Origin of the sequence: Nocardioides sp. NPDC000445, assembly GCF_040300245.1 — a bacterium.
Taxonomy (GTDB): domain Bacteria; phylum Actinomycetota; class Actinomycetes; order Propionibacteriales; family Nocardioidaceae; genus Nocardioides.
Map to the genome: position 1 here is coordinate 19,534 of NZ_JBEPDH010000018.1, position 22,902 is coordinate 42,435.

At 70.5% G+C, this 22,902-nt stretch carries 19 protein-coding genes; 10 read left to right on the plus strand and 9 right to left on the minus strand.

Annotated features, from left to right (window positions below):
- Positions 1-64: 64 nt before the first annotated feature.
- A complete protein-coding gene (locus tag ABT304_RS22270) occupies positions 65-1,159 on the minus strand; it encodes a DUF2855 family protein (protein WP_350718536.1) in 1,095 nt (364 codons plus the stop codon).
- A gap of 206 nt (positions 1,160-1,365) precedes the next feature.
- Between ABT304_RS22270 and pdhA the strand changes: the two genes are divergently transcribed.
- The 4 genes from pdhA (at position 1,366) to ABT304_RS22290 (ending at position 6,501) form a co-directional block, all read left to right on the plus strand.
- Positions 1,366-2,502, plus strand: coding sequence for a pyruvate dehydrogenase (acetyl-transferring) E1 component subunit alpha (pdhA, locus tag ABT304_RS22275; protein WP_201451197.1), 1,137 nt, complete (start codon positions 1,366-1,368; stop codon positions 2,500-2,502).
- Positions 2,499-3,476, plus strand: coding sequence for an alpha-ketoacid dehydrogenase subunit beta (locus ABT304_RS22280; RefSeq protein ID WP_350718538.1), 978 nt, complete (start codon positions 2,499-2,501; stop codon positions 3,474-3,476). Before pdhA ends, ABT304_RS22280 begins: the two co-directional genes overlap by 4 nt.
- Entirely contained in the window at positions 3,470-4,789 is a 1,320-nt protein-coding gene (locus ABT304_RS22285; protein WP_350718540.1) for a dihydrolipoamide acetyltransferase family protein, read from the plus strand. The genes ABT304_RS22280 and ABT304_RS22285 overlap by 7 nt, the downstream gene beginning before the upstream one ends.
- A 113-nt stretch (positions 4,790-4,902) precedes the next feature.
- Positions 4,903-6,501 carry a calcium-binding protein gene (locus ABT304_RS22290; protein ID WP_350718542.1) on the plus strand — a complete coding sequence of 533 codons (1,599 nt, stop codon included), beginning with the start codon at positions 4,903-4,905 and terminating at the stop codon, positions 6,499-6,501.
- 86 nt (positions 6,502-6,587) lie between these two features.
- Here the strand turns inward: ABT304_RS22290 and ABT304_RS22295 are convergent, their stop codons facing one another.
- From ABT304_RS22295 to ABT304_RS22310, 4 genes are all read right to left on the minus strand, one after another.
- Positions 6,588-8,240 (minus strand): ABC transporter permease, encoded by a 1,653-nt coding sequence (locus ABT304_RS22295; RefSeq protein WP_350718544.1) that lies wholly within the window; start codon positions 8,238-8,240, stop codon positions 6,588-6,590.
- Positions 8,237-9,187 carry an ABC transporter ATP-binding protein gene (locus tag ABT304_RS22300; RefSeq protein WP_350718546.1) on the minus strand — a complete coding sequence of 317 codons (951 nt, stop codon included), beginning with the start codon at positions 9,185-9,187 and terminating at the stop codon, positions 8,237-8,239. The genes ABT304_RS22295 and ABT304_RS22300 overlap by 4 nt, the downstream gene beginning before the upstream one ends.
- 55 nt (positions 9,188-9,242) lie before the next feature.
- Complete coding sequence (locus ABT304_RS22305; protein WP_350718548.1) at positions 9,243-9,914, minus strand: TetR/AcrR family transcriptional regulator; 672 nt, start codon at positions 9,912-9,914, stop codon at positions 9,243-9,245.
- 75 nt (positions 9,915-9,989) lie between these two features.
- Positions 9,990-11,501, minus strand: coding sequence for a carboxyl transferase domain-containing protein (locus ABT304_RS22310; RefSeq protein ID WP_350718550.1), 1,512 nt, complete (start codon positions 11,499-11,501; stop codon positions 9,990-9,992).
- 106 nt (positions 11,502-11,607) lie between these two features.
- Between ABT304_RS22310 and ABT304_RS22315 the strand changes: the two genes are divergently transcribed.
- The 6 genes from ABT304_RS22315 (at position 11,608) to nagB (ending at position 17,966) form a co-directional block, all read left to right on the plus strand.
- On the plus strand, positions 11,608-12,735 hold the full coding sequence (locus tag ABT304_RS22315; RefSeq protein WP_350718552.1) for an LLM class flavin-dependent oxidoreductase: 1,128 nt from the start codon (positions 11,608-11,610) through the stop codon (positions 12,733-12,735).
- A 351-nt stretch (positions 12,736-13,086) separates the two neighbouring features.
- Complete coding sequence (locus ABT304_RS22320; protein WP_350718554.1) at positions 13,087-13,542, plus strand: HNH endonuclease; 456 nt, start codon at positions 13,087-13,089, stop codon at positions 13,540-13,542.
- Between the two features lie 153 nt (positions 13,543-13,695).
- Positions 13,696-14,814: an ROK family transcriptional regulator gene (locus ABT304_RS22325; RefSeq protein ID WP_160026540.1), complete on the plus strand. Its 1,119-nt coding sequence runs from the start codon at positions 13,696-13,698 to the stop codon at positions 14,812-14,814.
- The gene (locus tag ABT304_RS22330; protein WP_350718556.1) at positions 14,814-16,265 is read left to right on the plus strand and encodes a glycoside hydrolase family 3 N-terminal domain-containing protein; all 1,452 of its coding nucleotides are present in this window, start codon (positions 14,814-14,816) and stop codon (positions 16,263-16,265) included. The genes ABT304_RS22325 and ABT304_RS22330 overlap by 1 nt, the downstream gene beginning before the upstream one ends.
- Positions 16,262-17,167, plus strand: a complete 906-nt coding sequence (locus tag ABT304_RS22335) for an ROK family protein (RefSeq protein ID WP_350718558.1) — start codon at positions 16,262-16,264, stop codon at positions 17,165-17,167. Before ABT304_RS22330 ends, ABT304_RS22335 begins: the two co-directional genes overlap by 4 nt.
- A 1-nt stretch (position 17,168) precedes the next feature.
- Positions 17,169-17,966 carry a glucosamine-6-phosphate deaminase gene (gene nagB, locus ABT304_RS22340; RefSeq protein ID WP_350718560.1) on the plus strand — a complete coding sequence of 266 codons (798 nt, stop codon included), beginning with the start codon at positions 17,169-17,171 and terminating at the stop codon, positions 17,964-17,966.
- Here nagB and galT read toward each other — a convergent pair.
- Genes galT through ABT304_RS22360 form a run of 4 tightly spaced genes read right to left on the minus strand, consistent with a single transcriptional unit; the run spans position 17,963 to position 22,771 of the window.
- Positions 17,963-19,042, minus strand: coding sequence for a galactose-1-phosphate uridylyltransferase (gene galT / locus ABT304_RS22345; RefSeq protein ID WP_350718562.1), 1,080 nt, complete (start codon positions 19,040-19,042; stop codon positions 17,963-17,965). The genes nagB and galT overlap by 4 nt on opposite strands.
- Positions 19,043-19,066: 24 nt before the next feature.
- The gene (locus tag ABT304_RS22350; protein WP_350718564.1) at positions 19,067-20,635 is read right to left on the minus strand and encodes a serine/threonine-protein kinase; all 1,569 of its coding nucleotides are present in this window, start codon (positions 20,633-20,635) and stop codon (positions 19,067-19,069) included.
- Positions 20,632-21,987, minus strand: coding sequence for an FHA domain-containing protein (locus tag ABT304_RS22355; protein ID WP_350718566.1), 1,356 nt, complete (start codon positions 21,985-21,987; stop codon positions 20,632-20,634). The genes ABT304_RS22350 and ABT304_RS22355 overlap by 4 nt, the downstream gene beginning before the upstream one ends.
- Positions 21,980-22,771 carry a PP2C family protein-serine/threonine phosphatase gene (locus ABT304_RS22360; protein WP_160026547.1) on the minus strand — a complete coding sequence of 264 codons (792 nt, stop codon included), beginning with the start codon at positions 22,769-22,771 and terminating at the stop codon, positions 21,980-21,982. The genes ABT304_RS22355 and ABT304_RS22360 overlap by 8 nt, the downstream gene beginning before the upstream one ends.
- Between the last annotated feature and the right edge of the window lie 131 nt (positions 22,772-22,902).

A 22,902-nucleotide genomic window follows, 5' to 3' on the forward strand; every position in this document is an offset into this window, starting at 1 on the left:
CTAGCCGCTCGCCTCGCCGCGCCGGACGGTCGCGACCACAGAAATTCCGACCCTCGACAGGGAATCAGCCCGCGTTGGGGAGGAAGACGTGGCCGACGGCCGGGTCCGTCGAGCCGTCGTGGAACCCGGCTATCACCGCCGGGGCGTCCTCGAGGCCGGTGTGCTCGAGCAGCTCGATCGATGGCTGCTCCGTTCCTCCCACGCGCTCGAGGAAGGCTCGCTCGTCGCGTCGATAGCGCTGCATGAACGCGCGCGACTGGCCCTCGGCCTTGTAGGCGTCGAGCTGGAGGGCGGCGAAGAAGAAGACCGGAGCCGGTCCCACGAGGCTGTCGTCGGCCTCGGGGAAGCCGTCGGCTTGGGTCGACCCGATGAGGCAGTCGAACGCGAGCCGGTCACCGAAGTGCTCGTGCACCCGGCGGCGCAGGTCACCGTCGCCTGACAGGTCGACATACACCGTCCGTCTGGTGCTGTCGATGGCTGTCAGATCGGCGTACTCATGAGTCGCTGTGTAGTGGCCGAGGCCCTTCACGAACTCGATGTTGCGGGCGGAGGTGAGCGCGATCCGCTGTGCTGGTGAGTCGGCGAGGCAGTAGGCGGCGCCGTACGCCGTCTTGCTCGAGGCGCTCGAGATCACGAACTGCTCGGCGTCGAAGAAGTCGCGGTCGCGCAGGTAGTCCGCGGCGGTGTAGGAGGTGATGAACAGGGGGCGGAAGATGGCCGTGAGGCTGTCCTGTCGCGGGTCGGTCTCTCCCGTCTGGAGCTCGTAGAGGTTGTAGACCTGGGGCGTGCCGGTGCGGTGCTCGGCGCCGTCGACGAAGCTGCGGGCGGTGACCGTCGTGGGTCGCATCGTCAGATGGGTCGCAATGGGGAAGTAGCCGAAGATCCGCGTCCCCACGGGGACGTCGGAGGCCCTCGACTCGACGATCTCCGCGTACCCCCATGCCGGCATGCAGCCGTATCCGGCCTGCTCTGCCGGGAACAGATTCCAGTAGCCCAGGGTGTCGCCGTAGACCGCGTAGGTCATGTTGTTCGTCGTCAGGGCGACGCGTTCGATCCGTGCCAGCACCTCACCCTCGTCGAGCTGCGGTGTCGGGAGTTCCACCAGGTCAGCCACGCCGAGGTCGCTCTTGAGCGACTCCACTCGGGCATATCGAGTCATCGGTTCCTCATCTCTTGGAGCTGGGGCGATCGCGTGCGCCAAACTTACTAAGCGCTTGCTTAGGTGTCTACCGTCTCTTCGCGTTCACTCGAGCCCGTTCCTCCCCGTGGGCGGGTACCGTGTGGCTATGCCGATGTGCCACGGATCACAAGCCCGTGATCGGCGTAGCCAGCGGTGGCAACCCCACCCCGTGTGAAGGAAGCGTGATGACTGAATTTCTGGATCCGAGTCCCAGCCACACCGACATGGTGCAGCTGCTGAACCCCGAGGGAGAACGGGTCTCGCACCCGGACTTCGAGTTCTCACCCGACCGACCTGAGGACGAGGCCGTACGCGGCTTCTACCGCGACATGGTGCTGACCCGTCGCCTCGACGTCGAGGCCACCGCGCTGCAGCGCCACGGCGAGCTGGGCCTGTGGGCACAGCTGCTGGGCCAGGAGGCGGCGCAGATCGGCGCCGCCCGCGCGCTCGCGCCCCAGGACTTCGTCTTCCCGACCTACCGCGAGCACGGTGTGGCCTGGTGCCGCGACGTCGACCCGATGCAGCTGCTCGGACTCTTCCGGGGCACCGACCAGGGTGGCTGGGACCCCGCCGAGCACAACTTCGGGCTCTACACGATCGTCATCGGCGCCCAGACCCTGCACGCGACCGGCTACGCGATGGGTGTCCAGATGGACGGCCTCGTCGGCACCGGCGACCCGACCCGCGACACCGCCGTGGTGGCCCACTTCGGTGACGGTGCCTCCTCACAGGGCGACGTCAACGAGGCGATGGTCTTCGCCGCCTCCTACAACGCCCCGGTCGTCTTCTTCTGCCAGAACAACCAGTGGGCGATCTCCGAGCCGGTCGAGCAGATGGTCAAGGTGCCGCTCTACAAGCGCGCCCAGGGTTTCGGCTTCCCCGGCATCCGTGTCGACGGCAACGACGTGCTGGCGACCTACGAGGTGATGAAGTCGGCGCTCAAGCGGGCCCGCGAAGGCGGCGGGCCGACGATGATCGAGGCCTACACCTACCGGATGGGTGCCCACACGACCACCGACGACCCGACCCGCTACCGGGTCTCCGACGAGGTCGAGGCCTGGAAGCTCAAGGACCCGATCGCCCGGGTCGAGGCCTACCTGCGCCGCGGCGGCGGCGCCTCGACCTCCTTCTTCGCCAAGGTGGAGGCCGAGGCCGAGGAGTTCGGCGAGCGCCTCCGCGCCGGGATCCACTCGCTCCCCGAGCCCGATCCTGTACGCCTCTTCGACAACGTCTACACCGAGCTGCCCGACGAGCTGCGGGAGCAGCGTGACGGTTACGCGGCGTACCTCTCCTCCTTCGAGCACGAGGGGGCCTCCCGATGACGAAGATGACGCTGGCGAAGGCGCTCAACGCAGGGCTCCGGCGCGCGATGGAGGACGACGACAAGGTCGTCCTGATGGGCGAGGACATCGGCCGGCTCGGTGGTGTCTTCCGGATCACCGACGGGCTGCAGAAGGACTTCGGCGAGGCCCGGGTCATCGACACGCCACTGGCGGAGTCGGGGATCGTCGGCACGGCGGTCGGGCTCGCGCTGCGGGGCTACCGGCCGGTGGTGGAGATCCAGTTCGACGGGTTCGTCTACCCGGCCTACGACCAGATCGTGTCGCAGGTGGCCAAGTTCCACTACCGCTCCGGCGGCCGGGTCGCGATGCCGATGGTCATCCGGATCCCGTTCGGCGGCGGTATCGGCGCGGTGGAGCATCACAGCGAGTCGCCGGAGGCGCAGTTCGCGCACACCCCTGGTCTCAAGGTGGTGGCCTGCTCGGACCCGGTCGACGCCTACTGGATGATCCAGCAGGCGATCTCCCATCCCGACCCGGTGATCTTCCTGGAGCCGAAGCGGCTCTACCACTCGACCAAGGCCGACGTCGATGTCGACGCCACGCCTGGTCCGCTGTTCGCCTCACGGGTGACGCGCACCGGCACCGACCTGACGATGCTGGCCTACGGGCCCACCGTGAAGACCGCGCTGACCGCCGCCGAGGCGGCCGCGGGGGAGGGCAAGTCGGTCGAGGTGATCGACCTGCGCACGCTCTCGCCGCTGGACATGGCGCCGGTCTATGAGTCGGTGCGGCGTACGGGTCGGGCCGTCGTCGTCCACGAGGCCCATGTCAACCTCGGCCTCGGCTCCGAGCTCGCCGCCCGGATCACGGAGCAGTGCTTCCACTCGCTGGAGGCGCCGGTCCTGCGGGTCGGCGGGTTCGACACGCCCTACCCGCCGGCGCGGGCGGAGGAGTACTTCCTCCCCGACCTCGACCGGGTCCTCGATGCCGTCGACAGGAGCCTGGCATGGTGAACGAGTTCAAGCTGCCGGATGTCGGCGAGGGCCTCACCGAGGCCGAGATCGTCGAGTGGCACGTCGCGGTCGGTGACGTCATCAAGGTCAACGACCCCGTCTGCGACATCGAGACCGCCAAGTCCGTCGTCGAGCTCCCCTCGCCCTATGCCGGGGTCGTCCAGGAGCTTCTGGTCGAGGTCGGCACCGAGGTCCAGGTCGGCACCCCGATCATTCGCATCGGCGACTCCGTCGAGGCGTCAGCCCCGTCGACCGAAGCGTCGGCCCCGTCGGCCGAGGCGTCGGCCCCGTCGACCGAAGCGTCAGCTGCGTCGGCCGAGACGTCAGCTCCTGAGCCGGACGAGACCGAGAAGCCGCTGACGCTGGTCGGCTACGGCTCCAAGGAAGACGCAGTCGTACGCCGCAACCGCACCGTCTCCGCGCCGGCAGCCGCCGCGGGCACCGGTGTGCTCGCCAAGCCGACCGCCCGCAAGCTCGCGCGGGACCTGGGTGTGGACCTGGCGACCGTCACCCCGGAGCGGGATGACGGGGTGATCACCACCGCCGACCTGGAGAATCTGACGGCCGCCCCAGCGTCGTCGACGGAGCCGGCAGCGCCGGTCGGTGGTGAGCGCCGTGAGCCGATCAAGGGCCTGCGCAAGCAGATGGGCCAGGCGATGGTGGACTCCGCGTTCACCCTGCCGCACGTCACGATCTGGACGACGATCGACGTGACACGTACCTCCGAGCTGGTCGCCGGCCTCAAGGCCAACCGCGACTTCGCCGAGGTCCGCGTCAGCCCCCTGCTGATCGTGGCCAAGGCGTCGCTGCTGGCGATGCGACGTACGCCGATCATCAACTCGTGGTGGGACGAGGCGGCCCAGGAGATCGTCTTCAAGGAGTACGTCAACCTCGGCATCGCCGCGGCCACCCCCAGGGGTCTCCAGGTGCCGAACGTGAAGGGTGCCGACCGGATGTCCCTGGTCGAGCTCGGCACCGCGATCAACGAGCTCACCGCCACCGCTCGCACCGGCAAGACCCCGCCGGCCGACCAGACCGGCGGGACGTTCACGATCACCAACATCGGTCCGTTCGGCATCGACGGCGGCGCCCCGATCATCAACCCGGGCGAGTCCGCGATCCTCTCCGTCGGCGCGGTCAAGCGCCAACCTTGGGTTGTGGGCGAAGGCGACGACGAGCACATCGAGCCCCGCGACGTCTGCACTCTCGCGCTGAGCTTCGACCACCGCCACATCGACGGCGAGGCCGGCTCCCGCTTCCTCGCCGACGTGGCGAGGATCGTCGAAGACCCGAGCACGGCTCTCCTGTTCTGACCCGTTCGACAATCGCTCCACAGAACCTCGAATTCGCTACCTCGAGGGGTATCGATCTGGGACCATCCTCAGGCCCGCGCTGACGCGGGCCTGAGGATCTTCTGGAGGCAGGAATGGTGCTCCTGACGGGGCGCACGCTGCTTGCCGGGATCGTCGCGACGGCCGCCTCGGCGACCGTATTCGTGGCGAGTCCCGCAAGTGCGGCGACAACTTCGACCGGCGTACGTTGCACGATCGTCGGTACGTCCGGCGGTGATGTCCTGAAGGGCACGTCTCGCCGTGACGTCATCTGCGGGCGTGGTGGCAGCGACATCATCTACGCCAAGGGCGGCGATGACCTGGTCGACGCCGGTTCGGGCGGTGACCACGTCTACGCCAGCTACGGCGCCGACCGGGTGCTCGCCGGTGGCGGTGAGGACTGGATCCACGGTGGTGGCGGATCGGACAGCCTCAACGGCGGCACCGGGCAGGACAACATCTGGGGCGAGGACGGCGGCGACGTCATCTCCGGCGGCGACCACTTCGACGTGATCTCCGGCGGAGCAGGGGCGGACCGCATCTACGGCGGCGGTGCCGGCGACAGCATCAATGGTGGGACGAGCGGAGACGCCATCTCCGGCGGCTCAGGTTTCGACACGATCACCGGCGGCGATGGCAACGATTCGATCTCCGGCGGAGACGGTATCGACGGGCTTGCCGGAAACTACGGCGACGACCAGCTCCACGGGAACAACCACCTGGACACCGTCAACGGTGGCCCGGGCCACGACCGGCTCTGGGGCGAGAGCGGCGCCGACACCCTCAACGGCGGCGACGGCAACGACAAGCTGTCCGGAGGGACCGGGCTGGACGATGTCCACGGCAACGCCGGCACCAACACCTGCTACTACGACATCTACGACATCTTGAGCGGGTGTGGCTACGACAAGGCTCCGCCGCAGATCGTGTCCGTCTCGGCTGCTCCGTCAACCGTAGACACCACCACTGCCGACGCGAAGGTCAGAGTGCGCGTGCACGCGACTGACGACCTCAGCGGAGTCAAACGGATCCAGGGCCATTTCATGGCCTCTTCTGTCAATGGCTCCATCTACATGGCCACCATGTCCCTCGTGTCTGGCGGCACCCGAGACGGGTGGTGGGAGTACATGCTCACCGTTCCTCGGTGGACGCCTGCCGGGCCCATGGAACTGCAGTTGTGGGTCACCGATCGTCACGGGCGCGAGGTCGGGCTCACTCGCGACATCCTGACCGTGACCAACACGGATCCTGACTCCGATGCACCTACGGTGAGCATCTCAGCGCTTACGCCGACGAGCATCGACGTCCGGACGGCGTCGAAGACGGTCAAGGTGTCGGCCCGGGTCCGCGATGCCAAGTCCGGAGTGGATCGTGTCAGCATCTGCCTCAAGCGGTCCGGAACGCCCGCGTCGGATCCGTTCTACGTCGACGTTGCTTGCGAAGAGTCGGTCACGCGTACGTCAGGAACGGTTCGAGACGGAGTCTGGACCACTTACCTCACGATTCCGAAGGGGTCGGTCGGCGGTGTCTACAACGTCGACGTCTACGTCGAGGACCGCATCGGCAACCTCGCCGATTGGATGGGCCCGGAGGCGTACGCGCAGTTCGTCAACAGCGGAGCGAGCTGGCCCGTCGAGGTGTACGAGCTCGACGCTGCGTTGAGTCGGCTTCAGGTGCTCGGCGCCGCCCAGTAGGTCTGACCCGCCGAGACGTCAGCAACGCCGGTCGAGTGGGCACTGAGATGCCCACTCGACCGGCGTACGTGACTTCTCGGCAGGCGTCAGCCGTGGATGTCGCGGCGGCGGAAGCCGACGAGGGCGGCCAGGAGCAGCGCGACCGCGACGCCCAGCAGGCCGAGGGTGTGGCTGGCGGGCATGGTGTCGACCAGGGTGTTCTCGACCCACCAGTACGGCGAGAGGCCGCGGAGCCAGTCGGGGAGGTCGAGCATGTCGGCCAGGATGAGGACCACGAACATCCAGCCGAAGAGGGCCCAGGCGGCCCCCGAGGCGCGGGGGACCCAGGCGTAGAGGGCGAGCGTGAACCCGAGAAGCACGAGCACCGCGGGCACATAGGCGAGAGCCAGGCCGGTGAAGTCGGCGAAGCTGATCGAGTCGAGCCCGACGACGTACGCACCGAGGGCCATCGCCCAGATGCCGCTGAACAGCACGACCAGCGACCCCACGGTCGCGACCAGCGTGCCCGAGAGCAGCCAGCGCAACCGGGCGACGGGCTTGGCGAGCACCAGCGCGGCCCTGGTCGCGTCCTCCTCCGCCTTGGCCCGGAGCGTCATGATGATCCCGTACGCCGCGGCCCCGAAGGCCGAGTAGGCGCCGATGAAGGCGGCGAACGTCCGTACGAGCTGGTCGCCGGAGCCCTCGAGGAGCTCCTCGTAGAGCGGGTTGTCGCCCATGGCCTCGACCATGTTCGGCACCTCGTTGAGGATCGAGCCGGTCGCGAACCACATGGCCGCCAGACCGAGCGTGGTCCACATCAGGCCGGCGCGCTGGCGCACCCAGGCCAGGGCCACCGGGCCGGAGAGCATCGGCGAGGCGTCGGCCCGGCCGCGGCGTACCTGCACCATGCCGGCGCCGAAGTCGCGGTGGGAGCCGAGGATGGCGGCGACCACGAGGAGCACGAACGCCACCACCACCGCGATCCCGAGCGGCCAGATCCGGGTGTCGACGAAGACGCGGGTCTGGTGCACCCAGGCGATGGGGGAGAGCCACGAGAGCGGGCTGCCCAGCGGCTCCTGGATGTCGCCGATGACGCGGGCCACGTAGGTGACACCGAGGACGCCGAAGGCCATGCCCAGCGCCCCGCCGCTGCTCTCCGAGACCTGCGACGTCACCAGCGCGACCGCGCCGTAGACCAGCGCCGCGAGCGCGATCCCGAACGACATCACCGCCGAGTCGACCGGGTCGAGCCCGACCCCGACGAGCGCCAGCGTGCTGGCGGTCGCGACGAGCACGTTGGTCAGGAAGACCTCGACGATGACCGCGATCGACGGCGCGTGTCGCCCGAGGACGCCGGCCCGCATCAGCTCGGAGCGGCCCGACTCCTCCTCGGCGCGGGTGTGGCGTACGACCTGCAGGATCGTCATCACGGCGAGCGAGATCGTTACCCAGAGGATGAGCTCGTTGGCAGCCGCGACCCCGGTCGTGTAGTTGTCGAGGCCATAGCCGGGCCCAGCCATGGCGATCATGGCGGGGCTGCCCAGGGTGACCGCCCGGGCGGCCCGCGCCTCCGGGTCGTCGTCGAGCACGGAGTACTCCCCGCCCGGCGCGAGCGAGGCGAGGTAGAGCAGCGCGATCAGGACGGTCCACACCGCGATCCGGATCCGGTCGCGCCGGAGCATGAACCAGATCAGGTGGCCGGTGCCGGTGAAGTCAGACAGGGCCGTGCGCCGCGGGACGACGGTCGCGACGGCACTCATGAGGCGTCCTTCTCGGCGCCGGAGGACTCGATGACGTCACCGTAGTGGCGCATGAAGAGCTCCTCGAGCGAGGGCGGCGTGATGGTCAGGCCGCGTACGTCGAGGTCGGTCAGGGTCTTCATGACCTCGCCCACTGCGCTGTTGTCGACGTCGAACGCGACCCGCGTGCCGGCACCGTTCTGGCTGGTCTCGAGGTCGTTGACGGCGTGCAGGCCGCGCAGCGCGGACGGGTCGCCGCCGACCGTGGCGACGACGGAGGAGCGGGTCAGGTGGCGCAGCTCCTCGAGGGTGCCGGACTCGACGGCGACCCCGGCGCGGATGATGGTGACGGTGTCGCAGACCTTCTCGACCTCGCTGAGGATGTGGCTGGAGAGCAGCACCGAGGAGCCCTCGGCCTTGGCCTCCCGGGCGTACTCGGTGAAGACGGCCTCCATCAACGGGTCGAGACCGGAGGTGGGCTCGTCGAAGATGTAGAGGTCGGACTCGTCGAGCAGCGCCGCGACCAGGGCGACCTTCTGTCGGTTGCCCTTGGAGTAGGTACGCGCCTTCTTGGTCGGGTCGAGGTCGAACCGCTCCAGCAGCTCGGCCTTCCGCGCCTTGCGCTTCGCCTTGTCGCCGCCCGGCTTGAGGCGGGTGAGGTAGTCGATGCACTCGCCGCCCGAGAGGTTCGGCCACAGGTTGACGTCGCCGGGGACGTACGAGATCCGCTTGTGCAGCTCGACCGCGTCACGCCAGACGTCGCCGCCGAAGAGGCGGGCGGTGCCGGCGTCGGAGCGCAGCAGCCCGAGCAGGACCTTGATGGTGGTGGACTTGCCGGCGCCGTTGGGGCCCAGGAAGCCGGCCACCTGGCCGGGCTGGACGGTCAGGTCGAGGCCGTCGAGAGCCTTGAAGGAACCGAAGGACTTGTGCAGACCCGCGATCTCGACCGCGGGGATGGTGTCGGACATGGGAACTCACTTCCGCGTTGGGAGGGTAGGAGGACGTACGCCGACGGGCCTGGCGTCATGCAGACGGGGGCTCCGTGGCGGCGTCCTGCGGCGGGTCCGGGACGTAGAGCAGGTATTCGTCGAGCATCCGGCGGGTGGTGAAGACGCCCTGGGTGTAGAGCTCGATCATCGGCAGGTAGCTCGTGGACAGGAAGCTGCGCACCATGCCGCTGATGTCGCTCGGGTCCTTGGGCGGGTTGAGGGTGAGCTCGAGCATGAGGGAGCCGAGGGCGGAGAGGACCAGATAGCGAGCCCTGGCCTTCTCGTCGCGACTCGGCTTGATCAGCCCCGCCTCGACTCCGTTCTCGGTGTAGCCGACTGCGTCCTCGATCATCTGCTCGATGAAGGTGCGGCCGACCGGTCCGCCGTCCTGCAGCGAGCGGAGGACGTAGCCGAGCATCGGTGCGTACTCGTCCGCGGCGGCGAACCTGTGCAGGATGCTCTGCCCGGAGGCCAGCTCGTCGATCGTCTCGTTCTTCGCCGCCCGGATCTCGGCGAGCACCGCCTCGTCGCACTCGGCGTGGAGCTCGTCCTTGGAGCCGAAGTGATGGATCACCAGGGCCGGGCTCACTCCTGCGTCGGTGGCGATCGAGCGGACCGAGGCACCGAAACCGTCACGCGCGAAGCGCACCACCGCCGCGTCGCGGATTCGCTCACGGGTCGTCGGGTCGGTAGGGGCTGAACGCATGTTTAATGCTAAACACGTGTTCAGTCAGAGCGCAAGGGGTAACGCGGCGTCACCTCGCGTGCGCGGCGCCGCGCCTCAGCCCGCGTAGCGAGCAGCCCGCGCGGTCGGCTCGCCCGGCCCGGAGGCGAGCAGCCCGAGCAGCTCGTCCTCGAGGACTTCTCCGACCCGGCGGCAGAACGTCTCCGGCTCGTCGGCGGCGTCGGGGGACTCCGCGACGATCCGGTCGACCACGCCGATCTGCTGGAGGTCGACCGCGAGGACCCGCTGGGCCTCGGCCATCTCGGCGGCGTGGTCGGAGTCGCCGTACACGATCGCGCTCGCGCCCTCTGGGGGAAGCGGGGAGAGCCAGGCGTGCTGGGCGGCGACCACCCGGTCGGCGGGGAGGAACGCGAGCGCGCCTCCACCGTTGCCCTCGCCCAGCATCAGGCTGAGCGTCGGGGTCTCGACGTTGACGAGAGTCCCCAACGTACGCGCGATCTCGCCGGCGATGCCGCCGTTCTCCGCCTCCGCCGACAGGGCCGCGCCGGGGGTGTCGATGACGGTGACGACGGGGAGCCCGAGCCCGGCGGCGAGCTTCATCCCGCGCTGAGCCTCGCGCAGTCCCTCCGGGCCGAGCGGCTGGTGTGCCTGCTCGCGCCGGTCCTGGGCCAGCACCAGGCACGGCGCCGAACCGAACCGCGCCAGCGCGATGATCAGGCCCGGGTCTCGCTCGCCCTGCCCGGTGCCGTTGAGGGGTACGACGTCCGAGGCGGCGATCCGGAGCAGCGCCCGCGCCCCCGGCCGGTCCGCGCGGCGGGACCGCGTGATCGCGTCCCAGGTGTCGACCGCCGAGAAGTCGGCCCCGTCGGCCGAAGCGTCACCAGCTGACGTCTCGGCCGACGCGAGCGACGTCTCGGCGGACGTGGGTGGCTTCTCGGGCCGGAGGTCGAGGATGGTCAGGACGCGGTCTACGAGCCCGGCGAGCTCGTCGGGAGGTACGACGCCGTCGACGAGGCCGTGGGCGAAGAGGTTCTCCGAGACCTGGACGCCGGAGGGGAATGGTCGGCCGTTGAGCACCTCGTAGACCTTCGGGCCGAGGAACCCGAGGAGTGCCGCGGGCTCGGCGACGGTGACGTGTCCCAGGGATCCCCACGAGGCCATCACGCCGCCGGTGGTGGGGTGGCGCAGGTAGACGAGATAGGGGAGCCCGGCGGCCTTGTGGCGGGTGACCGCCTCGGCGATACGCACCATCTGCACGAACGCCGGCGTACCCTCCTGCATCCGGGTCCCGCCCGACGCCGGGCCGGCCAGCAGCGGCAGCCCCTCGCGGGTCGCCCGCTCCACGGCCGCGATCAGCCGCTCAGCCGAGGCGCGCCCGATCGATCCGGCCAGGAACCGGAACTCGGAGAGCACCACGGCCACCCGCCGCCCGGCGATCCGGGCCTCGCCGGTGACCACCGACTCGTCGGTCCCGGCCCGCTCCCGGGCGCGCGCCAGGTCGGCGGCGTACGCCTCGGGGACCTCGCCGTGGACGGGCGGGATGTCCCAGGACGTCCAGGTGCCGGGGTCGAGAACGAGGTCGATCAGCTCAGCGGAGGTCAGGCCCATGGAGCGGACGATACCCAGGAATTGGCTCAGTGGCTGAGCCTGTCCCGAGGAGCGACACCAAGTGCGTTAGCCTATTAATTCAATAGACAATATGAAGGAGTCTGGAATGAACGCCCCCACGAACCCCGAGCTCCTCTGGTATCTGCCCAACTTCGTCGAGACCGGCCATCGTGGCGACACCGCGTCGCCGGAGGACGGCTACGGCACCCTCGACTACCAGGTCGGCCTCGCCGAGGCGGTCGAGAAGGCCGGCTGGACGGGTGCCCTGCTCGGCACCAGCTGGGGGAGGCCGGACACCTTCACCGTCGCGACGGCCCTGGCTGCGCGTACGACGACCTTCGAGCCGCTCATCGCGATCCGCCCGGGCTACTGGCGCCCAGCCAACTTCGCCACCTCGGCCGCCACCCTCGACCAGCTCAGTCGTGGTCGGGTGCGCGTCAACATCGTCTCCGGCCAGGACGACCTGGCCGCCTATGGCGACCGCGAGGACTCACGTGCGGCCCGCTATGCGCGGACCAAGGAGTTCATGCGGCTGGTGCGGCGGCTGTGGAGCGAGGAGAACGTGACCTTCGACGGCGACCACTTCCAGGTCGCCGACTCCACCATCACCCCGCGTCCGTACGCCACTGAGAACCGTCCGCACCCGAGGCTCTACTTCGGCGGCGCGTCCTCGGAAGCCGAGACGGTGGCCGCGACCGAGGCCGACGTACAGCTCTTCTGGGGCGAGCCGCTGGACGGCATCGCCGAGCGGGTCGAGCGCCTGCGGAGTCTCGAACGGTCGCTGGACCGCGACCTCGCGCCCCTGGAGTTCGGGCTGAGGATCACCACGCTGATCCGCGACACCAGCGAGGAGGCCTGGCGTGACGCGGAGGAGAAGGTACGCCGGATGGCCGACTCGGTCGGGGACCGCGAGTTCCGCCGGTCGGGCCGGGCGGCGGTCGGGCAGAGCCGGCTCCTCGACCTCGCCGACCGTGGCGACGTGCTCGACGAGTGCCTCTACACCGCTCCTGGGAAGTACGGAGGCGGCGGCGCCGGAACCACCTGGTTGGTCGGCTCCGCGGACGACGTCGCCGCCGCGCTCGGCCGCTACCAGGAGCTCGGCGTGTCCCACTTCGTCCTCTCGGACACGCCCTACCGGACCGAGGTGGCCCGGGTCGGCGAGGCGCTGATCCCGAGGCTCCGAGAGGCGGACCGGGCCGCGCTAACACGGCCAAACGGCGTACGTCGGGCGTAGTTAACCGGAAAGACACGCTCCTGACCTGGGAAAACCGTTGGTAGCTGGAGGGTGTTCGCTCTATCCTGGTATCACCCGGTCTCACCACCGGGCGAAATCCACCTGACCAATTGAAGGGCCCACGCATGAGCACGCAGCACTCGACCACCGCCCCGGCGGCCTGGTCGCTGACCGCTGCGCACGAGCGCGACCCTCATGCCCGCGGGAGCCGACAGTGACCTGGGTGCATAGCCGCACCGGATCACTCCGGGCCGCTCCTGCGAGACATGTCTGTCTCGTCGGGGCGGCCCTTTTTGTTTCTGTCCGATCTGCACGCGATCTCTATCCGACTCTCCTGGGAGGTAACCGAGTATGACCACGACCATGGGCGCCGTGACCCTGTATAACGCCTCCTTCGAGCCGCTCGGAAGGGTCTCGTTCAAGCACGCCGTGCGGATGCTGTTCCGTGAGGTGGCGGTGGTTCACGAGCAACAGGGCGACAAGATGATCGGGCCACATCCATGGCCCAAGGCGGTGCGGCTGGTCCGTTATATCGCCATGCATTGGATGTACCGGCCGGCCGGCTACTCCCGCGAGGGAGTGCTCAAGCGCGACCAGCATCGTTGTGCCTACTGCGGCGGCCACGCCCGCACCATCGACCACCTGCTGCCACAGTCACGCGGCGGCAGATGGACGTGGATGAACACCGTGGCGGCGTGCGGCAAGTGCAACGGCCGCAAGGGCAACCGCACCCCCGAGGAGGCCCACATGGTCCTCCGCATCGAGCCGTACGTCCCGACCCGTGCCCAGCTCGCCGCCATCATCTGACCCGCCGAAAGGTCGGTTTCTGTCCTCGAGCGTTCCGAAAGGTGACGTCTCGATGGCAGAAGCTGACCCTTCGGCGTCAGAATGTGACCTCTCGGCGAGGAAAATGTCGTGTCGACTTGACGCAGCATTAATAAGTACGATGGACTAACAAACATGTCCAAGGCGAGACGTCGTACGTTGCGGCCGATCGGTAAGTTGCTGCAGGAAGATGCGCGGCGGCATCACCGATCCCTGGTGCTCCAGCACCTCTTCGCGGTGGGTCCGGCGAGCCGCGCCGACCTGGCTCGAGCCTCCGGTCTGACCCGGGCGACGGTCTCCGATCTGGTGGGCAGCCTGCTCGAGGACGGGCTCGTCGAGGAGCTCGGCGCGCCGGTGGAGAGCCGGGTCGGGAAGCCGCCGATGCTGGTCGGTCTCGCCGCCGACGCCACGCACATCGTGACCATCGACGTCTCCGGTGACGACCAGGTCGCCGGAGCCGTGCTCAACCTGACCGGCGATGTCGTCCATCGCACCACCAGGTGCCGCGAGGGCCGCACCGGAAGCGAGGCCGTACGCCTCGTGAAGGAGCTGGTCACCGAGCTGATCGCGAGCACCGACCGGCCGATCCTCGGCATCGGGATCGGCAGTCCCGGTGTCGTCGCGGCAGACGGCACCGTGGTCGCCGCGCCCAACCTGGGCTGGACCGATGTCGCGCTGGCCGACCAGGTGCGTCGTGAGACCGGCCGACCGACGTACGTCGCCAACGACGCCAACACCGCAGTGCTGGGGGAGTACACCTTCGGCCAGTCCGGCGACGGCGGCCTGATGCTCATCCGGGTCGGCACCGGTGTCGGTGCCGGGCTGGTGCTCGAAGGGGCGCTGCTGCACGGGTTCGTCGACGCCGCCGGTGAGGTCGGGCACGTGACCGTCGACCCCGAGGGCCCGCGGTGCGCATGCGGCCGCCAGGGCTGCCTGGAGACCTTCCTCGCGGTGCCGCGCCTGCGGGAGCGCCTCGAGACAGCCCACGACGATGCGCTCGTGGAAGCCGGCGAACATCTTGGAAAGGCATTGGCCCCTGTGGTCGGAACCCTGAATCTTCACGAGCTGGTCCTCTCCGGGCCGGCCGATCTCCTGGACGGACCGCTGCGCGAGACCGCCGACCGGATCATCCGCGAGCGGACGATGCCGGTCAGCGGCGAGCCGCTGGAGTTCCGTACGTCGACGCTCGGCGAGGACGTCGTCATCGTCGGTGCCGCGGTGCTGGTCCTCGCCGGTGAGCTGGGGGTGTCGTGATGCCGTCCCCGACCACCGTCGAGACCCTGGCGCTGCGCGTCCAGGTCTCCGCCTTCGCCGGCCCGACCCTGCCGCCCGGCTACGCCGAGCTGCTCCGCGAGGGTCTGGGCGGGATCTGCCTCTTCGGCCCCAACACCGAGGCCGGTGAGGATTCCGTACGCGGCCTGGCGGCCGAGATCCGGGCCGCATCCGCCGAGGGCGGCTGGGCGCCGGTGATCACCATCGACGAGGAGGGCGGGGACGTCACCCGTCTGGAGGCGCTCACCGGCTCCTCGGTGCTCGGCGCCGCCGCTCTCGGCGCGGCCGACGACCTGGCGCTGACCGAGGAGACCGGCCGGGCGGTCGGGCTGCGGCTGGCGCGAGCCGGCATCAACCTCAACCTGGCACCGGTCGCCGACGTGAACTCCAACCCCGACAACCCGGTGATCGCGACCCGGTCGTTCTCCCACGACGCCGGCGTGGCCGCCAAGCACGTGGCCGCGTGGGTGAAGGGCCTGGAGTCGACCGGGGTCGCCGCCTGCGTCAAGCACTTCCCGGGCCACGGCGACACCGGCCAGGACAGCCACGTCGCGCTGCCCATCCTCGATGCCTCTCTGAACACCCTGCGAAGCCGTGAGCTGGTCCCGTTCCTGGCGGCCGCCGAGGCCGGCGCCGCCTCGGTGATGACCTCCCACATCGTGGTGCCGGCCCTCGACCCCGAGCTGCCCGGAACGCTCTCCGCGCCGGTGCTGGGACTGCTGCGCGAGCTGGGCTACGACGGTCCGATCGTCTCCGACGCCCTCGACATGGCCGGCGCCTCGGCGAGCCGGGGAATCCCGGCCGCGGCGGTGCTCTCGCTCAAGGCAGGCGCCGACCTGCTCCTCCTCGGCCCCGACAAGCCCACCTCGCTGGTCCGCGAGACGACCGCCGCGATCGTGGGCGCGGTCGAGGCCGGTGAGCTGCCGCTGGAGCGGCTCCAAGACGCGGTCGCCCGCATCGACCGGCTGCTCGCCGACCTCGCCGACGCGCAGCAGCGACCGGACGGTGCGCTCGACCCTCGGTTCGAGGAAAGCTCCGTCGAGGGCGCTCGCCGGGCGCTCGCGACGGCCAGCGACGACATCAGCGAGATCCCGCACCTCGCCCGAGCCCAGGTCGTGACCGTCGACACCGAGGCCAACATCGCCGTGGGCGACGTGCCGTGGGGGCTGCCGCCGGACATCGTCATCCGTCCCGGCGACCCGCTCCCGGACCTCCCCGACGCACCCCTCATCGTGCAGGTACGTGACGCGCACCGCCGCCCCGAGGTCGGCCGGACCGTCGCCGAGCTCCCGGGCGTCGCGGTGCTGGTGGAGTGGGGGTGGCCCGGGGCGTACGACCGGAGGGGCGTGCCACGACTATGTCCACAGGGGTTCTCCCTGCCGGGCGTGGCCGCTGTCACCGAGGTGCTGCGACGATCGGGCTGGAACCGATGAACGGCGCACGGGTAGGCCTCGACATCGGCGGCACCAAGATCCACGGCATCGCGATCGGTGCCGACGGGGCGGTGCTGGCCGAGGACCGAGCCGCCACCACCCCCGGCGGCGAGGGCGTCGTCAAGAGTGCGGCCGCGGTGGTCGCGAGCCTGCGTGACGCGCTCGACGGCGGCGAGATCCGCTCGATCGGGGTCGGCATCCCCGGCATCGTCGACACCCGCGCCGGCACCGTGAAGCATGCGGTCAACCTGGGCCTGGACGGCGACGCCTTCCCGCTCGCGGAGCTGCTCGGCGCCCGCACCGGAGCGGTCGTCACCCTCGAGAACGACACCAACGCGGCGACCCTCGGCGCGCACGCCGTCGAGGACGTCGATGACCTGGTCTACCTCTCGCTCGGCACCGGCCTGGCGGCCGGCCTCTACCTCAGCGGCGCGCTCCGCCGAGGCTTCCACGGCGCTGCCGGGGAGGTCGGGCACCTCCCGGTCGACCCGGAGGGCCCGGTGTGCGGGTGCGGCCAGCGCGGCTGCCTCGAGCTGGTCGCCTCCGGTGCCGCGCTCGCGGCGGCCTGGCCGACGGCCACCGGCCACCCCGCCGCGGCGCTCTTCGCCGCAGCCTCCTCGGGCGACCCGGCGGCCGTGATCGTGCGGAACCGCTTCGCCGACGGCGTCGCCGCGGCCGTACGCTCCCTCGCTCTCGCCGTCGACCCCGAACGCGTCGTCATCGGCGGGGGTGTCGCGACGGTCGGCGAGCCGCTGCGGGAGGCGATCGCGCTCGCGCTGGTCCGGCAGACCGAGACGTCGCCCTTCCTCGCCTCCCTCGAGCTCGCCTCGCGCCTGCGGGTGGTCTCGGCCGCCCCGGTCGCCGCCATCGGCGCCGCCCTGATCACCCCGACGAAGGACTGACATGGAAGTAGTTGTCCTCGACACCCCCGCCGAGGTCGGATCCCTCGCCGCGGACACGATCGAAGACGTCGTACGCCGCCGGGCGGCCGCCGGCACCCCCGCGGTGCTCGGGCTGGCCACCGGCTCGACGCCGCTGGCGACGTACGAGGAGCTCATCCGGCGCGCCCGGGACGGTCGCGGGCCGTCCTACGAGGGTGTGGAGACGTTCAACCTGGACGAGTACGTGGGCCTGCCCGACGGGCACGAGCAGTCCTATCTGGCGACCATCCGGCGCGAGTTCACCGACGCGATCGGCATCCCGCCGGAGCGGGTCCACGGACCCGACCCGACCGAGGAGACGCTGCCGACGGCCGGGGAGCGCTACGAGGCGGCGATCGTGGCCGCGGGCGGGATCGAGGTGCAGATCCTCGGCATCGGCTCCGACGGCCACCTGGCCTTCAACGAGCCCGGCTCGTCGCTGGCCTCGCTGACCCGGATCAAGACCCTCACCGCGACGACACGCAAGGACAACGCGCGCTTCTTCGGCTCACCCGAAGCGGTGCCGCACCACGTACTCACCCAGGGCCTGGGCACCATCACCCGAGCCGGCCACCTGCTCCTCCTCGCCACCGGCGAGGGCAAGGCCGAGGCGGTCGCCGCCGCGGTCGAGGGCCCGCTCTCGGCGACCTGCCCGGCGTCGGTCCTGCAGCTCCACGGCCACGTCTCGGTCCTCCTCGACGAGGCCGCGGCCTCCCGGCTCGTACGCCGCGACTACTACCGCGAGGTCTACGCCGGGAAGCCGGACTGGCAGGGGCTCTAGAGAGCGTCGCGGAGCCGCTCGGCGGCGGTCTCCGGCGGGATGTCGTTGACCCAGAGCGCCACGCCGGACTCGATGCCGGCCAGGTACTTCAGCCGCCCCGGAGCCCGCCGGATGGTGAAGATCTCGGCGGCCAGGTGCCAGGTGTCCTCGCGTCCGGTCGGAGCCTGCTGCCAGCCGGCGATGTAGGGCACCGGGCCGGCGTCGTCGAGCCCGTCCATCCGCCGCAGGCACTCCTGGTAGAGCGCGGCGAGGTCGTCCATCTCGTCGGCGGTCAGCCCAGGTAGCGAGCCCACGTGGCGCCGCGGCACGACACGGATCTCGTAGGGCCAGCGGCCGGCATAGGGCACGTACGCCACGAACGTCCCGTTCTCGGCCACGATCCGCGAACCGTCGGCGATCTCGTCGGCGAGCACCGCGCACTGCAGGCACTCGCCGGTCGCCTCGCGATGGGCGTCGGCGGCGTTCACCAGGGACTCGATCCGCGGCGGCAGCACCGGCATGGCGTAGATCTGCCCGTGCGGGTGCTGCAACGTCACCCCGATCTCCTCGCCGCGGTTCTCGAAGCAGAAGACGTACGCCACCTCCGGCATCGCCGTCAGCTGCTCGGTGCGGTGCGCGAGCGCAGCGAGCACCGTCCGCACCCGCTCGGGAGGAAGGTCCACGAAGCTCTGCTCGTGGTCGCTGGTGAAGCAGACGACCTCGCACCGGCCACGCCCCGGCTGGGAGACGAACGGCTCCCCGGTCGCCTCGCCGACCGCGACCGTCGAGAGCGCCGGGAACCGGTTCTCGAAGGCGACGACGTCGTAGCTCTCGGCCGGGATCTCGGTCAGCCGCCCATCGACCGACGGGCACAGTGGGCACTCGTCCGAGGGTGGCTTGAACGTACGCGTCTGCCGGTGCCCCGCCACCGCCGTCCAGGTCGCGGTCAGCCGATCCCAGCGCAGCTGCGACCCGCCCGCCCGCGGCTCCAGCGGCCGCTCGTCGTGCACCGACCGCAGCGTCGGCTGCTCGTCGAAGAACCAGATCTCGCGTCCGTCCGCCAGCTTCGCTGACGTGGCCACAGGGGTGTTCGGCATGCGCCCAGTATCGCCTGCGCCGGGCTACTTGCTGACGCAGGCCTGGGCTGCGCCCTGGGAGACGTTGCCGTTCTCCCCGAGGGAGCGGACCTGGATGCAGACCTTGGTGGCGCCGTCGAGGCGTACGACCGCCTTGGGCCGGTCCACGTTGCCGCTGGTGGAGTTGTCGCCGACCCACTTGTAGCCGGTCGCTCCGGGCACGCCGGACCAGGTGAAGACGGCGCGGTTGCCCTTGAGCGTGCCCTTGACCTTGCCCGGGGCGGCCGGGCCGGTGACACCGGGGAGGTCGGTCTCGACGGGTGGGGGCGGGACCTCGTCGGGCTTCTCGTCCTCGCCGCCGCGGGAGAGCACGATGCCGATGGCGGCGGCGATGAGGAAGAGGACGACGACGCCGATGATCGCCGGGGTCTTGCTGCGGCTCTCCGACGGGCGCGCGCCGGTGAGGACCGAGGGGCCTTCCTCCGTACGCGGGTAGCTGAACCGGGTGCGGTCGGCCGAGGCCGAGCCGGCATCCGCCACCGGCGCCGACGCGAGCGAGGCCGGCGGCTGGGTGATCGGCGCCTGCGCGATCACCTGGGACGGCGGCTTGAGCTCGGTGGCCTTCTCCATCTCCGGGTCGGAGGGCGGGGAGGGGAGACGCGAACGGCCCGAGCCCGTGGTCGGACCCTCACCCCGCGCGGCCGGAATGCCGGGAACGACCGGGAACGACCCGCTGCCGCCGGCATCGCGGTCGAGGACCTGCACCTCGGTGCGTCCCAGCCGCAGTTCCTGCTCGATCCGCTGGAAGTGCCGGGCCAGGTCGAGGACCGTCCTCGGCCGGTAGGCCGGGTCCTTCGCCATCGCCTGCTGGAGGACGCGGTCGAGCGAGGGCGGCACGTCCGGGCGCCCGGTCGCCGGCGGCGCGGTGTGCAGGATGCGGGAGAAGACCGCGCGGTCGGAGTTGTTGCCCCGCTCCGCGAACGGCGAGCGGCCCACGAGCAGGTGCCAGACGGTCGCGGCCAGCGAGTAGACGTCGGAGGCGACCGAACCGTTGGACGCCGAGGTGAGGACCTCGGGCGGCGACCACGGCAGCGAGACCCCGATATCGCCCTCGTCGTCGCGCGGCCGGCCGGCGATACCGAAGTCGGCCAGGCCGGGCACGTCGTAGCGGGAGAGCAGGATGTTGGACGGCTTGATGTCGCGGTGGATGATCCCGGCGCGGTGTGCGGTCTCGACGGCCGAGGCCATCTGGATCCCGAAGCGCAGCGCGTCCTGCACCTTCATCGGGTTGTTGCGTACGCGGGCACCGAGGTCGGCGTTGGGGTAGTAGCCCATCACCAGGTAGGGGCGGCCGTCCGGCGTCTCGCCGGCACTGTGCACCGGCACGATGAACGGGTGCTCGGCCAGCTCGGCCATCACCGCCGCCTCCGCGGCGAACTGCGCCCGCTGCGCCTCGGCGAGGTCGGAGGACCGCATCAGCTTCACCGCGACCCGGACCTTCGGGTGGTGGCGCTCATAGAGGTAGACGTCGGCGAAGCCGCCCGAGCCGAGCCGGCCCAGGCAGGTCATCCCCGGCAGCTCGGGACCGAGCTCGGGGTGTGGTGTCTGGGTCACCCGAAGACCTCGTACGTCAGGTTGATGGAGCCGGCGAGGCTCACCACGGCGCCGGGCTCCAGGGCGTACTCCTCCATCGGCCGCATCTGCTGCGGACGCCCGCCGGGCAGGGTCAGGTAGGACCCGTTGGCGGAGCCGAGGTCGCGGACGAGCACCTGCCACTCCTCCAGGCGCACCTCGGTGTGCAGACGGCTGATGTCGGGCAGCATCACCTTCACCAGATGCGGAGGTACGCCACCAGCCCCCGTGTTGCCACTGGCATCGGCGCGCGGCGACCGCCCGAAGACGGCACCTCGGTCCAGGATGACGACTCGGCCGTCGCCCAGCTTGAGCTGGCCCAGCGCGGGGCGCGGGACCGAGACCGGCTGCTGGTGCGGCGGCAGCGCCATCCGGCAGATGCGGCAGGTCGGGGAGTAGGGCGGCGAGGCGTGGCCCTGCGGGCAGTAGACCGCCCACACGGTCGGCCCGCCCGCCGGGGGCACCGGGGTCGGCGTCGCGACGTCGCGGACCCGGGTCGCCATGTCGTTGGGCGGGGTGGGCGACGGCGCCGGCGCCGGCGCGGGCATCGGCGGAGGAGGCGCGGTGGGCCGCGGCGCGGGCGGCGTCGCGGGCGGAGGTGAGGGCTGCCGGTCCGGCGGACCCCACGCGTTCGGGTCGGGCTTCTTGGCGCCCTTCTTCCGCCACGGAAGCCCGTCGATGATGCCCTTCTTGGACTCGGGCGCGGGCTGGGACGGCGCCACCGGTGGCGGCGGCACAGGCGACGGGGGAGGACTCTGGAACGACGGGGCGCTCGGCATCGCCGAAGGAGGCGCGGCGGGCGGCGGAGCGGCGGCCAGGTCCGAGCGCCGGATGGTGTGGTCCAGCGGCGGCGCCATGGTCGAGTCGACGTGCTGCTGCACCTGGACATAGAAGTTGGGGTCGAAGACGACGTCCAGCGAGCGGGCGTGGGCGGTGTCGACCAGCGGCTGGTCCTCCTCCATCCCGCCCCAGGCCCCGTTGGCGAGCTCGGCCCGCTCGGGGACGGCGGCGAAGTGGCCGTCGGCCCACCTGCCGGCGACGTCGATGCCGTCGATGAAGACCGGCACCTCGTTGACGACGGCGGTCACCTTGGCGGGGGAGCGTACGGCGTACCGCACCCGTGGGCCCTCGCGCCCGACCAGCGCGAAGCCGGGGGCGCGTGGCCCGTCGGCGGAGAGCAGACCGGCGATCGCGTCGACCGGGTGGGGGTCGGCCAGCGCTGCCTGGACACCGGTGACCCGCGGGTCACCGGGCCCGAGCTGGACGAGCGCCCAGCACTGGTCGCCCTTCAACGCGAGCCAGTGCCCAGCACAGTAGGTAGCGGTATCACTCATGGGACGAGGAGGCGTCGACTTCCGTCGGGACGGCGAAGAGCGAGGGCGGGGGTGTCACGAGTACCACAGTGACATTGTCGCGCCCACCCGAAGCAACCGCAGCGTCCACCAGCCTCTGAGCCAGGTTGTCGATGCTTCCGCCGACACCGAGCGTCTTGGACGCGATCTCATGGATCTCGTGGTCCTCGAGCTCGCCGGTGAGGCCGTCGGAGCAGAGCAGGAAGATGTCGTCCGGCGCCACGGTCATCAGCCAGGTGTCGGCCTCGGGAGACGGGTAGGTGCCGAGCGACCGGGTGATGACGTTGCGCAGCGGGTGGACGCGGGCCTCCGCGGCGGTGATCATGCCCGCCTCGACCATGGCCGCGACCTCGGAATGGTCGATCGTCACCTGCGTGACGCCGGCCGGCGAGAGCCGGTAGACGCGCGAGTCGCCGACGTTGAACACCAGCCAATGGGGAGCGCCCTCGAACTCGACGAGCGCCACGCCGGTCAAGGTCGTACCCATGCCCTGCTTCTCGGAGTTGCGAGCCGCCTCCGAGGTGATCGCGGAGTTGGCGGCGTGGACGGCGTCCTGGATGTCCTCGGGAACCGGGCAGATGGTCGCGAAGCGGCTCTGGAAGGTCTCCACCGCGAGAGCGCTGGCGACGTCGCCACTGGCATGACCGCCCATCCCGTCGGCGACGACGGCCACCGCGGGCAGCATGACGAACGAGTCCTCGTTCACCTCGCGGACCCGGCCGACATCAGTCGCCCCCGCGGCACGCAGGGCTGGGTAAGCGGTCATGCTGTTCCTTTGCGGAGCCATGTATCGAGACATCCCAGGCAGGATGCGAAATAGTGGTGCTGGAAGCGGACACTTTAGAACATCCCGTACGGTATCGGTGAGCGTGTTCACTGAGCCGTGTGCCACGTTTG